General features: G+C 65.0%; 12 protein-coding genes. 5 read left to right on the top strand and 7 right to left on the bottom strand.

The window, feature by feature from the left end:
* Positions 1-155: 155 nt before the first annotated feature.
* From H8B02_RS37170 to H8B02_RS37180, 3 genes are all read right to left on the bottom strand, one after another.
* Positions 156-623: a hypothetical protein gene (locus H8B02_RS37170; RefSeq protein WP_229170754.1), complete on the bottom strand. Its 468-nt coding sequence runs from the start codon at positions 621-623 to the stop codon at positions 156-158.
* Positions 624-753: 130 nt separating this feature from the next.
* The gene (locus H8B02_RS37175) at positions 754-1,125 is read right to left on the bottom strand and encodes an ElaB/YgaM/YqjD family protein (RefSeq protein WP_229170755.1); all 372 of its coding nucleotides are present in this window, start codon (positions 1,123-1,125) and stop codon (positions 754-756) included.
* Positions 1,126-1,263: 138 nt separating this feature from the next.
* Complete coding sequence (locus H8B02_RS37180; RefSeq protein ID WP_229170756.1) at positions 1,264-2,376, bottom strand: AI-2E family transporter; 1,113 nt, start codon at positions 2,374-2,376, stop codon at positions 1,264-1,266.
* A gap of 209 nt (positions 2,377-2,585) precedes the next feature.
* On the opposite strand from H8B02_RS37180, the gene H8B02_RS37185 reads away from it, so the two are divergent.
* The 3 genes from H8B02_RS37185 (at position 2,586) to H8B02_RS37195 (ending at position 4,432) form a co-directional block, all read left to right on the top strand.
* Positions 2,586-3,407 carry a L,D-transpeptidase gene (locus tag H8B02_RS37185; protein ID WP_229170757.1) on the top strand — a complete coding sequence of 274 codons (822 nt, stop codon included), beginning with the start codon at positions 2,586-2,588 and terminating at the stop codon, positions 3,405-3,407.
* Positions 3,408-3,533: 126 nt separating this feature from the next.
* Positions 3,534-4,163: a DUF2865 domain-containing protein gene (locus tag H8B02_RS37190; protein ID WP_229170758.1), complete on the top strand. Its 630-nt coding sequence runs from the start codon at positions 3,534-3,536 to the stop codon at positions 4,161-4,163.
* Positions 4,164-4,276: 113 nt separating this feature from the next.
* Positions 4,277-4,432: a Thivi_2564 family membrane protein gene (locus H8B02_RS37195; RefSeq protein ID WP_061880958.1), complete on the top strand. Its 156-nt coding sequence runs from the start codon at positions 4,277-4,279 to the stop codon at positions 4,430-4,432.
* 503 nt (positions 4,433-4,935) lie between these two features.
* On the opposite strand, the gene H8B02_RS37200 is transcribed toward H8B02_RS37195, so the two are convergent.
* On the bottom strand, positions 4,936-7,098 hold the full coding sequence (locus H8B02_RS37200; protein ID WP_229170759.1) for a malate synthase G: 2,163 nt from the start codon (positions 7,096-7,098) through the stop codon (positions 4,936-4,938).
* A 193-nt stretch (positions 7,099-7,291) separates the two neighbouring features.
* Positions 7,292-8,515: an MFS transporter gene (locus H8B02_RS37205; protein ID WP_229170760.1), complete on the bottom strand. Its 1,224-nt coding sequence runs from the start codon at positions 8,513-8,515 to the stop codon at positions 7,292-7,294.
* Between the two features lie 174 nt (positions 8,516-8,689).
* Between H8B02_RS37205 and H8B02_RS37210 the strand changes: the two genes are divergently transcribed.
* Complete coding sequence (locus tag H8B02_RS37210; RefSeq protein ID WP_229170764.1) at positions 8,690-9,610, top strand: AraC family transcriptional regulator; 921 nt, start codon at positions 8,690-8,692, stop codon at positions 9,608-9,610.
* Positions 9,611-9,754: 144 nt separating this feature from the next.
* Here H8B02_RS37210 and cysC read toward each other — a convergent pair whose 3' ends face one another.
* Entirely contained in the window at positions 9,755-11,674 is a 1,920-nt protein-coding gene (gene cysC / locus H8B02_RS37215; protein ID WP_229170761.1) for an adenylyl-sulfate kinase, read from the bottom strand.
* Positions 11,675-11,698: 24 nt separating this feature from the next.
* Positions 11,699-12,493, bottom strand: coding sequence for a sulfate adenylyltransferase subunit CysD (cysD, locus tag H8B02_RS37220; protein ID WP_229170762.1), 795 nt, complete (start codon positions 12,491-12,493; stop codon positions 11,699-11,701).
* Positions 12,494-12,740: 247 nt separating this feature from the next.
* Between cysD and H8B02_RS37225 the strand changes: the two genes are divergently transcribed.
* A partial coding sequence (locus tag H8B02_RS37225; RefSeq protein WP_229170763.1) for a siroheme synthase domain-containing protein occupies positions 12,741-13,689 on the top strand: 949 nt, incomplete at its 3' end.

Here is a 13,689-nt window from a genome sequence, read left to right on the forward strand (position 1 = left end):
TGGTGGATGGACCGGTTACTACGGCAAACCAGGACCAATCGTAATGATGCAAGGGCTGCAAGCTCTCAAGGCCATGCTTCGTGGCTGGAAACTCCGAGCAGATGTGTGAATCTCGTAGGGCTTGACCGGGCGGCGACAGCAGTGCTTGTTGGTGGCTATTCCTCTTCTTCCGGCTCGCTGCTGCTGCTGCTGCTGCTGCTGCCGGCGGCGCTGCGGCTTGCCATCAGGCCGAGCGCGAGACCGCCGACCGCCAGGATCGGGATCAGCCGCTTCACGCCGATGGCCCGCACGATCTGCAGGCCGGTGGCGATCAGTGCGGGGTCGGCCAGCATTGTCGCCGCGGCCGATTTCGCGGCCTTGGCCGCTTTCTCCGCGCGGAGGCGCATCTCTCGCTTGCGCGCCATGTAAACGGCAATCGCGATCAGCGTGACGACGAGGAACACCGCGGCGCCGGACAGGCATGCCTCCACCGGACCATAGTGCTGCAGCACATAGACGAAGGCGGCCGCGCACAGGAACGCGATGGTGATGAACAGCGCGATCGCGGCCGCCGCCGCAAGCGACGTCAGCCGCAGCGCGCTGCCGGTGGATTGCTTGACGTCATCGATCAGCCGCTGAAGCATTGACCAGCCCTGTCCTTCAAAGCCCTGCTTTGAACCTTGCCTTGAATCTCGCCTTGAAAAGCGCATCGACAAACGAGGCGGCGGCGCGCCAGCGCTGCCATCGCGTCCAGAACGGTGGTTTGCGCATGACCTAGCGCCGCCAGGTGACGCCGATCAAAAAGCCGAGGCCGAGGGCAAGGCCGACGGTCGCCAGCGGCCGCTGCGTGATCACCTCTTCCAGCGATTCCTCGATCGAGGATGCCGCATCCTGCGCCGCGTCCATCATCGCGCTGCCGCGCTCCGACATGTCATCGAGCGTCGATTCCGCGTTGGCGCGCACATCCTTGTAGCGGCGGCGGGCCTGCTTGCCTGCGTTGTTGGCAAACGAGTTGAGCGCGTCGGTGATCTGTTCGGTGAGGGCTGCAATATCGTTCTTCACGGCAGTGACATCCTTTTCGAGGCGTTCGTAGGTCGCTTTGTCCGTCATGTTCTTGATCCCAAATGCGCTGTCCGTGCTCGACATTGAAAAGCTCCCGGAGAACGTGCGTGTTCGGAGAAAAACGCTTCGCAGCTCGCAAGGTTCCAGATGTGAAACCGGGGTTTGTTGTTCGACGCGTTTTCTTCACGCGAACCGGTGCCCACTTCGCTTGAAAACGCTTTGTTAATCCTCAGGCAGCTGCGGCGAATTGACCGGCATCAAATGCTCCTTGACGATCAACGCCACGATCAGCAGCGGCGACGACAGGAAGGCGCCCATCGGGCCCCACAGCCAGGTCCAGAATGCGAGTGCGAGAAAGACTGCGAGCGCATTCAGCGACAGCCTGCGGCCCACGATCGTCGGCGTGACGAAATGTCCTTCCATGAAAGTGACAACCGCAAAACATGCCGGGGCGAGCAGCCCGGCGCCGATGGTCGGCGAGGCGATGATGCCGACCACGACCAGCACCACGAACATCGCGACGGGGCCAATGATCGGAATGAAGTTCAGCGTCGCGGCGAGCGCGCCGAGCCCGGCAGGGTTCGGCATCCCCGTCGCCGCGCAGATCGCGCCGGTGACAACGCCGATGCCGACATTGATCATCGTCACCGTCAGCAGATAATTGCCGAGATGGGTCTCGACCTCATTGAGGATACGCAGCGTGCGCAGCCGCGCCGCGCGTTCGCTGAAGGTCATCACTAACCCGCGGCGCAGATCCTTCCAGCTCGCGATGAACAGGATCAGGGTGGCGATAAACAGCAGGAATTCGGCGAAGGTCGGAGACAGGAATTCCAGCGTCGGCTGCACCCATTCGAACTTCGGTATCTGGATCGTGGCGAGCGTGTTGGAGCCGCCGACCATGCTTTGCAGCTCCTGCCATAGCGCGAGCGGCCGGTCGAACACGTGCAGCTTGTCCCTCAGGATCGCGCCGAGCTCGGGGAGCCGCGAGCTCCATTCCATGACGGGCGAGGCGATCAATCCGACCATGAAGGTAACGGCGGCGCTGACCGTGATCACGATCAGCACTGCGCCGAGCGCGCGCGGGATACGGTAGCGCTCGAGCAGGCTCGCCGCCGGCGACAGCATGGTGCCGACGATGAAGGCCATGGTGATCGGAAGGAAGACGGCGCGCGCCAGATAGAGCACCGCCACCACGACGATCACCAGCAGCGCGACCAGCGCGAAGGCGACGACCTCGGCGCGGCTGATCACCGGCGGCATTTCGGCTTTGCTGTCGGGGAAGGGCGTGCCGTCGGGCGCGTTGTCAAGCATACGTTCACCCGGAAAGGCGCGCACCGGACTCCTCCCGAATGGGACAAATGAATTTCGCGTCAAATTGCGCGTGGCAACGGCGTTGCCCCGGCAAAGGTTCCATCGCGCTCTCGTGAGGCGTGGCGGGTTGACAATCGCGACTTCCCGACGATCCGCACCGGAACCGACTCGCGGCCACGCGCGTTGGGTTGGCATCGCATCACCATGATGCGCATCCCGTCCAGGGGCAGCACATGACACAGCAGTCTCTCTCCAGCCGCCGGCTTGCGTCGCGCGCCGCGCGCACCCTCGTCCGCACCTTTGCCTTTGCCAGCGTCCTGCTCGCGACGCCATTCATTGTCGCCAATTCGGCGAGCGCTCAAGTCCGCTCCTCCGCGCTCGGCTATGCGTCGACGCAGCCGGGCGGATTCCCCTCCGACGAGGTGATGAACGATCCCTCGACCGAGGACGGCGCGCTGCCGGAGCGGCTGCGCCGCACCACCGTCGCGCTCAACACATCAGAGGCGCCCGGCACCGTCATCATCGATACCGGCAACACCGCGCTGTATTATGTGCTCGGCGGCGGCCGGGCGATCCGCTACGGCGTCGGCGTCGGCCGCGAAGGATTCACCTGGGCGGGCACCCAGACCATTAGCCGCAAGGCCGAATGGCCGGACTGGCATCCGCCGGCCGAGATGATCAAGCGCCAGCCCTATCTGCCACGGTTCATGGCCGGCGGCCCCGGTAACCCGCTCGGTGCGCGTGCGATGTACCTCGGCTCCAGCGAGTACCGCATCCACGGCACCAACGATCCGTCGACGATCGGCAAGTTCGTATCGTCGGGCTGCATCCGGCTGACCAACGAGGACGTCTCCGACCTGTTCAGCCGGGTCGATGTCGGGACCAAGGTCGTGGTGCTGCCGAAGAACGCACCGCATCTTGCCGCGCGCGAGCTCGGCCCGACCACGACGCAGATCTCGGTCCGGCCGGCTCCGGCGCAACCGCGCCCCGCGGTGATGACGCTGCCTTCCGGCCGTCAGGCGTTGAACATCCCGGCGACTTCGTCGTTGTACTAGAGCGTTTTCGAGCGAAGTGGATACCGGTTCGCGTGAAGAAAGCGCGTCAGAACAAGAATCCGGAGCCCCGTTCCGATTCAATCGGAACGGGGCTCTCGGGATCGGCGTTTGGACTGAGGGTCGGTGATGGCAAGGCGGCACGTTAGGCGGTGGGCGTTCGGGACGGCGACAGTGCTCGGCCTGTCCCTTGCGCCCGCGGCGCAAGCCCAGGATTTCTTCTCGCAACTGTTCGGCGGCTTCATGCAGGGCCGCCCGCCAGTGATCCGGATGCCGTTCGACGACGGCCGCGCGCCCATGCCGCGGGCCGAGCGTCGCGCGCGCTATGACGGCGGCCAGGCCTATTGCGTGCGCACCTGCGACGGCCGCTATTTCCCGCTGGCTGCGACCGGCAACCAGAGCAAGGCGGAGAGCTGCAACAGCTTCTGCCCGGCGAGCGCGACCGAAGTGGTCTATGGCGGCAATATCGACAACGCCGCGACGGACGACGGCAAGCCGTATTCCGAACTGCCGAACGCATTCCGCTATCGCGACGAGATCGTCTCGGGCTGCACCTGCAACGGCAAGGACCCCGTCGGGCTCGCCGCGGTGAAGATCGAGGACGATCCGACCTTGCGCAAGGGCGACATCGTCGCCGGCAAGGACGGGCTGATGTCGGTCGGCCGCCCGGACCGGCGCGGGGCATCCCTCAACTTCACGCCGGCGCCGGATCGTATCCGCGCCAAGTATCAGCGCGCGCCGGTGCTGGCGCGCGAGTAGCGCCGATCAAGCGAGACCGGCCACTTTCGGTTCCGTTGTCTGGAACCGGATTCCTCGTCGCACGTTAGCAACGGGCGAACAGCACATTCACCGATGCCATCAGGGGGCCCCGCATGCTCGTCGGCGTACTCGTCACTTTCCTTGTCGTTATTCTCGTTCTTTATCTCATCAACATGCTGCCGCTCGACGGCCGCGCCAAGCAGATCGCGCGCGTCGTCGTCATCATCATCGGCATCGTCTCGCTGCTAAAATATCTCGCGGTGTTCTAGATTCGTCATTGCGAGCGAAGCGAAGCAATCCATCTCACCGCGCGAGTGGAGCAATGGATTGCTTCGTCGCTTCACTCCTCGCAACGACGTCGATGCAGCACCATCAGGGTCTACAGTTCAGCCGCGAAACAAGGCGTATACCCTCGTCCACCGCTGTCATCGCCCGGCTCGACCGGGCGATCCAGTACGCTGCGGCTCCTCGATTCAAGCACAGACGCCTCTGGAATACTGGATCGCCCGCATGCGCGGGTGATGACGCTGCGAGGGGCGTCCGCAGGATTTCTGAATAATAGAAGAACATCGCTGATTTGCCCGACGAGTCAAGTTGCCGTATCCGCCAGCCGCCGCCGGCTACCTTGCATGGGGTTGTTTTCGATATTTTGGCAGTGCGCCCCTGCGACGGCAGGCTATCGCATCCGGCTATTCTAGCGCCGCTTGCGGCGCCAACAAAAAAGCCCCGGCTTGCGCCGGGGCTTTTGCTTGTCGTTGCGATCGCTCGCGGATCAGCCCGCGGCCTTGGCCTCGCGGCGGCGCGCGGTGAGGATGTACTCGGTGTAGCCGTTCGGCTGCGTACGTCCCTCGAAGATGAGGTCGCAGGCCGCCTTGAAGGCCACGCCGTCGAACGCCGGCGCCATCGGCTTGTAGAGGGCATCGCCGGCGTTCTGCTTGTCGACGACGACGGCCATGCGCTTCAACGACTCCATCACCTGGTCCCTGGTGATGACGGCCTGATGCAGCCAGTTCGCCAGATGCTGGCTCGAGATGCGCAGCGTCGCCCGGTCTTCCATCAGGCCGACATCGTGGATGTCGGGCACCTTGGAGCAGCCGACGCCCTGGTCGATCCAGCGCACGACGTAGCCCAGGATGCCCTGGCAGTTGTTGTCGATCTCCTGCTTCACGTCATCGGGCGCCCAGTTCGACTGCGACACCGGAATGGTGAGGATGTCGGAGAGTTTTGCACGCGGCCCGCTTTTGGTGAGCTCCTGCTGGCGGGCGATCACGTTGACCTGGTGATAGTGCAGGGCGTGCAGCGTGGCCGCGGTCGGCGACGGCACCCAGGCGGTGGTGGCGCCGGCCTGCGGGTGGCCGATCTTCTGCGTCAGCATGTCGGCCATCTTGTCGGGCGCGGCCCACATGCCCTTGCCGATCTGGGCATGGCCGGGCAGGCCGTCGATCAGGCCGTTGTCGACGTTCCAGTCCTCATACGCCTTGATCCACGGCTGCGCCTTCATGTCGTTCTTGCGGATCATCGGACCCGCTTCCATCGAGGTGTGGATCTCGTCGCCGGTGCGGTCGAGGAAGCCGGTGTTGATGAACATGATGCGCTTGGAGGCGCGCTGGATGCAGGCCTTGAGGTTGACGGTGGTGCGGCGCTCCTCGTCCATGATGCCGACCTTCAGCGTGTTCTCCGGCAGGCCGAGCATCTTCTCGACCTCGGCGAACAGGTCGCAGGTCAGCGTCACCTCGTCGGGGCCGTGCATCTTCGGCTTGACGATATAGGCCGAGCCGGTGCGGCTGTTCTTGACCTTGGAATTGCCCTTGAGATCGTGGATCGCGAGCAGGCCGGCGACCGCGGCGTCCAGCAGACCTTCCGGGATCTCCTCGCCCTTGGCGCCGAGCACCGCGTCGGTGAACATGTGGTGGCCGACATTGCGCATCAAGAGCAGGCTGCGGCCGTGCAGCTTCAGCTCGCTGCCATCGGGCTTCTTGTAGACGCGGTCGGCATTGAGCGAACGGGTCAGCGTCTTGCCGCCCTTGTCGAAATCGGCCGACAGCGTGCCGTTCATCAGGCCGAGCGTGTTGCGATAGACCAGCACCTTGTCCTCGGCGTCGACGGCGGCAACCGAGTCTTCCATGTCGAGAATGGTGGAGACCGCCGACTCCAGGATCATGTCGGCGACGCCGGCCGGATCGTCCTTGCCGATGACGTTGCTGCGGTCGATCTTGACCTCGACATGCATGCCGTTGTTGACGAGCAGGATCGCGCTGGGCGACGCAGCGTCGCCCAGATAGCCGGCGAACTGGGCGGCGTTCTTCAGCGCGGTCGAATTGCCGCTCTTCAGCTTGACCGACAGCTGGCCTGCGATCACGCTGTAGGAGGTCACGTCGGTGTGGCTTCCGGTCGCGAGCGGCACAGCGGCGTCGAGGAACGCCTTGGCCTTCGCGATCACCTTGTCGCCGCGGGCCTTGTTGTAGCCGCGGCCACTCTCACTCGGATCATACGGGATCGCGTCGGTGCCGTAGAAGGCGTCGTACAGCGAACCCCAGCGCGCGTTGGCGGCGTTCAGCGCGTAGCGGGCGTTGGTGAGCGGCACCACGAGCTGCGGGCCGCAGATCTTTCCGATTTCCTCGTCGACATTTGATGTCTCGACCTTGTGGGTCGCGGGCTCGGGCAGCAGATAGCCGATGTCCTTGAGGAACGCGGTGTAGGCGTTGATGTCGAACGGCTTGCCCTTGTGGGCGCGATGCCAGTCGTCGATCTTGGCCTGCAGCGCGTCGCGGACCGCGAGCAGTTCGCGGTTCTTCGGGCCGAGCTTCTGGACGATGGCGGCGAGTCCTGCCCAGAACGCGTCAGGCGCGATCCCGGTCTTCGGCGTCGCCTCCTTGGCGATGAAATCGAACAGGACAGGGGCGATCTTCAATCCATGGGCATCGACACGAGTCATGATGGGCTTTCTCAAAGAAATGGGGCGTTTAGGGGCTGTTTTCGAAAGAAATCAGCAAAAAACGCGCCAAAGGCGGCGTTCACGGTCCTTTTTGCCCTAAAGCCACGGCTCTGAGAAGGCCCCCTTTCCCCGGGCGCTGCGCCGGCAGCCGCCGTGAAACTTCAGAGCCGGATCCCGTCTCGTAAAGACGCGGTCAGGGCGCCCTGGTCCGTACCTTGGTGGCGATCAGCAATGCGGCGAGCAACAAGGGAATTGCGCCCGCCACAAACACCGCCGCCGCGCCCATCAAATCGAGCACCAGCCCGCCGCCCGCCGCACCCATGGTGATGCCGAGGAAGATCGAGGCCACAGTCAGTCCAGTGCCGCTTTCGGTCTCATCGGGCACCATGCGGGTGATCCAGGTCGTCGTCGCCACCGGTACGGCGCTAAAGGCGAATCCCCAGAGCGCGACCAGCACCAGAGCGGGAATGACGTCCTTGCCGTAGAGCGAGAGCAACAGACCGAGCACGCTGATCGCCAGCGGCATCGCGATCAGCGTGAGCTTGAGTTTGCGCTCGGCCATCAGCCCGCTCGCGAAGGAGCCGATATAGTTGGCGACGCCGAAAGCAAGCAACGTCGCTGCGACGCCGGCAGCGCCAAGCCCGGTCACGCCTTCAAGGAAGGGACGGATATAGCCGAAATAGCCGAAGTGTCCGGTGAAGACCAACGTAGCCGCGAAGATGCCGGCGCCGATCCCCGGCCGTGTCAGGATGTCGACCAGGGTGCCGAGCCCGGCTTCTCCCCTCGGCGCCAAACGCGGCAAGGCCAGCGCCTGGATGACGAACACCGCTGCGCCCAATGCCGTCGCGAGCAGGAACACGGAGCGCCAGCTCGCCACCTCACCGAGATAGCTGCCAAGCGGAACGGCAATGATCATCGCGGCGGGAATGCCGCTCATCACGATCGACAACGCCCGTGCAACCAGCGACGGCGGCACCAGCCTGATCGTCGTTGCTGCCGCCATCGCCCAAAAGCCGCCAATGGCGAGGCCAAGCACGATCCGCGCCGCCAAGAGGAACGTGATGTTCGGCGCCAGCGCCACCAGCAGATTGGAGATGACCAGCAGAATCGAGAAGCTGAGCAGCACCGGTTTTCGATTGAAGCTGCGCGTCAGTCTCGGCGTGAACAACGCCCCGACCAGGCCGGCCAGCGAGGTCGCCGTCACCGCCTGACCGGCCAGCCCTGGACTCACGCCGAGATCCCTTGCCATCGGCGTCAGCAATCCGGACGGCAGGAACTCCGCCGTCAGAAGCGCGGTGACACCCAGCATCATGGCGGCGACCGCGCCCCAGGCAGGCTGTTCCAAGAGGAGCGGCTCGAGCGCGACGTCGCGCGGCACCGGCGCAACCACATCGGTGTGCGCCAGAGCAGGGTCCACTTCTTGATCCATTGACCAAAACTTCCATTTCTATGCTGCGTTGCCGCAGACATAGGCTGGAGATTTTGGACAATCTATGCCATAAACACCCCAATGTTTGATCGATCGTCCAAATCGCCTGCCGCCGATACGACTGATGCCGCCGTCGATCTGGTGAGCGAATTGTTGCTCGGCATGCGGCTTGAGGGCGTTTACTACCGTCGGATCCAGACCACGGCGCCCTTCGGTCTGCGCTTTGAAACGCCATACGGACGCGCACAATTCCACTTCGTCGCCCATGGCACGGCGCTGCTGCGCTACGCCGATGCGACGCTGCTTCCGCTTGGATGCGGTGACGCAATCTTCCTGCCGCGCGGCGGTGCGCATGATCTCGTCTCGGCCCCGGATGAGCCGAGCTGCGACGTCGATCGTTTCGAAACCGAGACGCTCTGCGGCAATGTCGATGTGACGTCGGCCTGCCCTGAAGGATGCCCGCAGGACGAGTCGGTTCTGGTCTTCAGCGCTTGCATGAATTTCGATCTCGGCGGCATGCGCCCGCTCATCGCCCTGATGCCGGAGGTGATGCGGGCCGACACGTTGCTTGTGCGCCAGCCGGAAATCGAACCCATGCTGAAGGCGATGGAGCGGGAGACCTGCACGCCGCGGGCCGGCTCCGTCGGCGTGACGGCGCGGCTCGCCGATGTTCTCGCCGCGTCGATCGTGCGCGGCTGGGTCGAATGCGGCGGCGCCAACGCCATGGGCTGGTTCGAGGCCTTGCGCGATCCGCGTCTCGGCCGCGCCATCGGCGCGCTGCATCGTGCTCCCGGCCGCAACTGGACTGTTGCCGAGTTGGCCGCGGAGGCGGGTTGCTCGCGTTCGCTGTTCGCCGAGCGTTTCCAGTCAATGACGGGGCAATCGCCGCTGCGCTATCTTGCCGAGCTGCGCATGCGCCTCGCGACACAGTGGATCGAGCATGAGCGCCAGCCGATCGACGTGATCGCGCAACGGCTGGGCTATGCGTCGCAGGCAGCCTTCAGCCGCGCGTTCAAGCGTATCACCGGGCAATCGCCGGGAATGGTGCGGCAACCGGCTGGAAGCCGCCGCGCGGCGGAATAGGCCTCAACCGAACCGGTTTTTGACACCGCCGTCATGCCCCGCTTCAAGCGGGGCATCCAGTGCGCCGCGGCCCTTCGGCCCGAAGGCTGATGTCTCTGGAATACTGGATCGCCCGGTCGAGCGGGCGATGACACTGAGTGGAAACTAGATATTCGCCGCGAGGTCGGTCAGTTCGTCGAACAGGATGCCGGTCGTGGCCAGCATCCGCTCAATCGCGTCGGTGGCATCGCTGACCGAGCGGTTCGAGGTGTCGATGGTCAGTTCGTTGCCGGTCGGCGGCTGGTAGTCGTTGGTGATGCCGGTAAAGGACGGCAATCCACCCGAGCGCGCCTTGGCGTAGTGGCCTTTGGGATCGCGGGTCTCGCAGACCTCGGCAGGCGTGGCGACATAGACCTCGCGGAATGCGCTGTCGGCGATGCGGCGGGCTGCCGCGCGGTCGGCGGTCGACGGCGAGACCGCGGCGACGATTGCGATATGGCCGTTGCGCGCCAGATGGGTCGCGACCTCGGCGAGGCGGCGAATGTTCTCAGTGCGATCCTGCGGCGAGAAGCCGAGGTCGCTGTTCAGCCCGGCGCGAAAGGTGTCGCCGTCGAGCAGGATCGGCGAGCCGCCATTGCTGAACAGCCGCCGCTCCAGCGCGCGCGCCAGCGTCGACTTGCCCGAGCCGGGCAGGCCGGTCAGCCAGATCACAGCGCCATTGTGATGGTAGCGCGCCGAGCGCTCGTCCGGCCGCAGCGCGGATTCCACCGGCACGATGTCGATCGGCACCGCGGGCCGGCCGGCATCGACCGACAGCACGAGGCCGCCGCCGGCGATGCGCCCGTTGACCTCGATCACGAGGCGGCCGGTGCGCGGATTGTCGGTGTAGGGATCGGTCGCAACCGGCTGCGCCAGCGAGATGTCGATCTCGCCGACATGGTTGCGCGCGATCGCGGTGTTCTCTTCGTTGGACAGCGCGCCGGGATCGATCGCCTTTTCGATCGCGACCACGGTGGCGCGGCTTTCCTTGGTGCCGAGCCGGATCAGGATCTGCTCGCCCGTGGTCAGCGGCTTGTCGTGCAGCCAGAAGATCCGCGCGCGGATGCGGCGGGTGTCGCGCGGGCTCTGTCCGCTATGTCCGATGATGTCGCCGCGCTCGAGGAACAGCTCGCGGTCGAGCGTGATGCCGACCGAGCGCCCGGCGCCCTGCGGTCCGTTGACCGGCGTCACCGGCCAGCTTTCGACGGTCTTGATCTTCGCGATCTTGCCGGTGGGCATGATGACGATCTCGTCGCCGGCCTTCAGGCTGCCGGACTCGATGCGGCCCGCCACGATGCGGCGGTCGTCGAATTTGTAGATCGCCTGCACCGGCAGCCGCAGCGGCAGCTCCGCCAGCTGTGGTGCCGGCTCGAGCGCATCGAGCGCCTCGACCACGGTCGGTCCCTTGTACCATCCGATCCGCGGCGTGTGTTCGGCAACGCCGTCGCCGTCGCGCGCGGAGATCGGGACCACCGCGGTCGGCGTCACGCCGAGACCGATCAAATGCGCGGAAATCTCGTCGCTGATCTCCTTGAAGCGATCGGCACTGAAATCGACCCGGTCCATCTTGTTGACGACGACCGCGACCTGCTTCACGCCGAGCAGATGCAGGAGATAGCCGTGCCGCCGCGTCTGCGAGCGGACGCCTTCGAGCGCGTCGATGATCAGCACCGCGCCGTCGGCCTGCGAGGCGCCGGTGATCATGTTGCGCAAAAACTCTGCATGGCCGGGCGCGTCGATCAGCACGACGTCGCGCGAGCGGGTGCGGAAGCGGATCTGGGTGGTGTCGATGGTGATGCCCTGGTCGCGCTCGGTCTGCAGCGCGTCGAGCAGGAACGACCATTCGAACGGCATGCCGCGCCGCGCGCTGACCGCCTTCAGCATCTCCAGCTTGCCGTCCGGCAGGCTACCGGTCTCATGCAGCAGGCGGCCCACCAGGGTGGACTTGCCGTGGTCGACATGGCCGACGATGACGATGCGCACCTGGGGACGTGTGGTGCCGTTGGGGGTCGCCGAGATCGAGGCGGTGGGAAGAATCATGTTCATCAGAGCACTCACGCCAAACTGGGATCAGAGATAGCCGGCGACACGCAGTCGCTCGAACGCATCCTCGGTTTCGTGATCGAGTGCGCGGCCAGCGCGCTCCGGGATCTTGGTGCTCTCGAGTTCATCCAGGATTTCGTCGATGCTGGATGCGGTCGAAGCCACCGGGTTGGTGATGTCCTGATCCCCCAGCGAGCGATAGCGCTTGCCGTCCTTGGCGAGATAGAGCGGGATGATCGGAATGCTCTCGCGCTTGGTGTAGGCCCAGATGTCGGCTTCGGTCCAATGCAGGATCGGATGGATACGAAGATGCGCGCCTTGCGGCGGCGAGGCGTTGAAGTGATCCCAGAATTCCGGCGGCTGGTCGCGGACGTCCCATTCGCCTTCGAGGCCGCGCGGCGAGAACACGCGCTCCTTGGCGCGCGTTGCCTCTTCGTCGCGGCGGATGCCGGCGATCAAGCCGTCGAAGCCGAATTTGTTGAGCGCGAGCTTCAGGCCCTCGGTCTTGCGTGCGGCGGAGCGCGCGGCCGGCGGCAGGGTCGGGTCGACGCTGTCGATCGGCGGGCAGGGCTCGACGCGCAGATCGAGATCCCATTCCTTGCCGAAGCGGTCGCGGAACGCATACATCTCCGGAAACTTCTTGCCGGTGTCGACATGCAGCGCCGGGAACGGGACCCGGCCGAAGAACGCCTTGCGCGCCAGCCAGATCATCACATTGGAGTCTTTGCCGAGCGACCACAGCAGCGCGAGCTTTTTCAGCCGGGCGAACGCCTCGCGCAAAATATAGATGCTCTGGGCCTCCAGCTCATCGAGATGATCCATGGACGGGGGGGCCTGATTGGCAGGAATCCCCGGCACGGAAGATGCACTGCGAAGGGCTGCGGACCGCGTTCCGGCAGCGGCGGATTCGTTGTCGAGAAGATGCATCTCTTGGCCTTGGCCTGTGGAGTTGAAAATTCTAAAGTTGCGCTGCAATAGAGAAGAAATAATTTTCTCTTTGCCGGGCTTGATCGAGAGATAAATAGAAAATAATTTCAGTCAACCCCCAAATTGGGGAAGCGAGTGTCTGATGCGATATCTGCCGGTGTTTCTGGATCTGCAAAGCGGCAAGGTGCTGCTCGTTGGAGCGGGCGAGCTCGTGCGCGCCAAGTTGCGGCTGCTCGCAGCTGCCGGCGCCGCAGTTCGCTGGTACGCGACCGACGGCGATCATGAGCTCGCCGGCATCGCGGCGGAGGACGCCGCCCGCATCGAGCGCGCCGAGGGCGATCCGCTCGCGGCCGATCTCTCCGACGTCATCGCCATTCTCTGTGCCGGTGCAGGCGAGGTCGGTGTTGCGATGTCGGTGCGCGCCAAGGCGATTGGCCTGCCGGTCAACGTGATGGACGACCTCGTGCACTCCACCTTCATCATGCCTGCGATCGTCGATCGCGGCGACGTCGTGGTCGCGGTCGGAACCGGCGGCACGTCGCCGGTCGTGGCGCGTCGCATCCGCGAGAAGATCGAGGCGGTGCTGCCGGCGCGGATCGGCGATCTCGCCGGTTTCATCGGCCGCTTCCGCAAACCGATGCATGCGCGGATTGAAGAATTTCCGCTGCGCCGCCGCTTCTGGGAGCGCATCGTCGACGGCCCGATCGGCGCGCTGGTGCTGGCCGGCCGCAACGACGAAGCCGAGCAGGCGCTGAACGCGATCGGCGATCCCGCCGCGTTCGCCGGCGCTGATACGGAAGGCAAGGCTGTTGGTCATGTGACACTGGTCGGCGCCGGTCCGGGCGATCCGGATCTGCTCACCGTGAAGGCGCTGCGCGCACTGCAGGACGCCGACGTCGTGTTCTATGACGAATTGGTCTCAGCAGAAATTCTCGACCGCATCCGGCGCGATGCCACGCGGATTCCGGTCGGCCGCCGCATCGGCAAGCCCGGCATCGGCCAGGACGCCATCAACCGCCTGATGATCGAGGCCGCGCAGTCCGGCCAGCGCGCGGTGCGGCTGAAGGGCGGCGATCCCTTTGTGTTCGGCC

This window comes from Bradyrhizobium altum, from assembly GCF_020889705.1.
GTDB lineage: Bacteria > Pseudomonadota > Alphaproteobacteria > Rhizobiales > Xanthobacteraceae > Bradyrhizobium > Bradyrhizobium altum.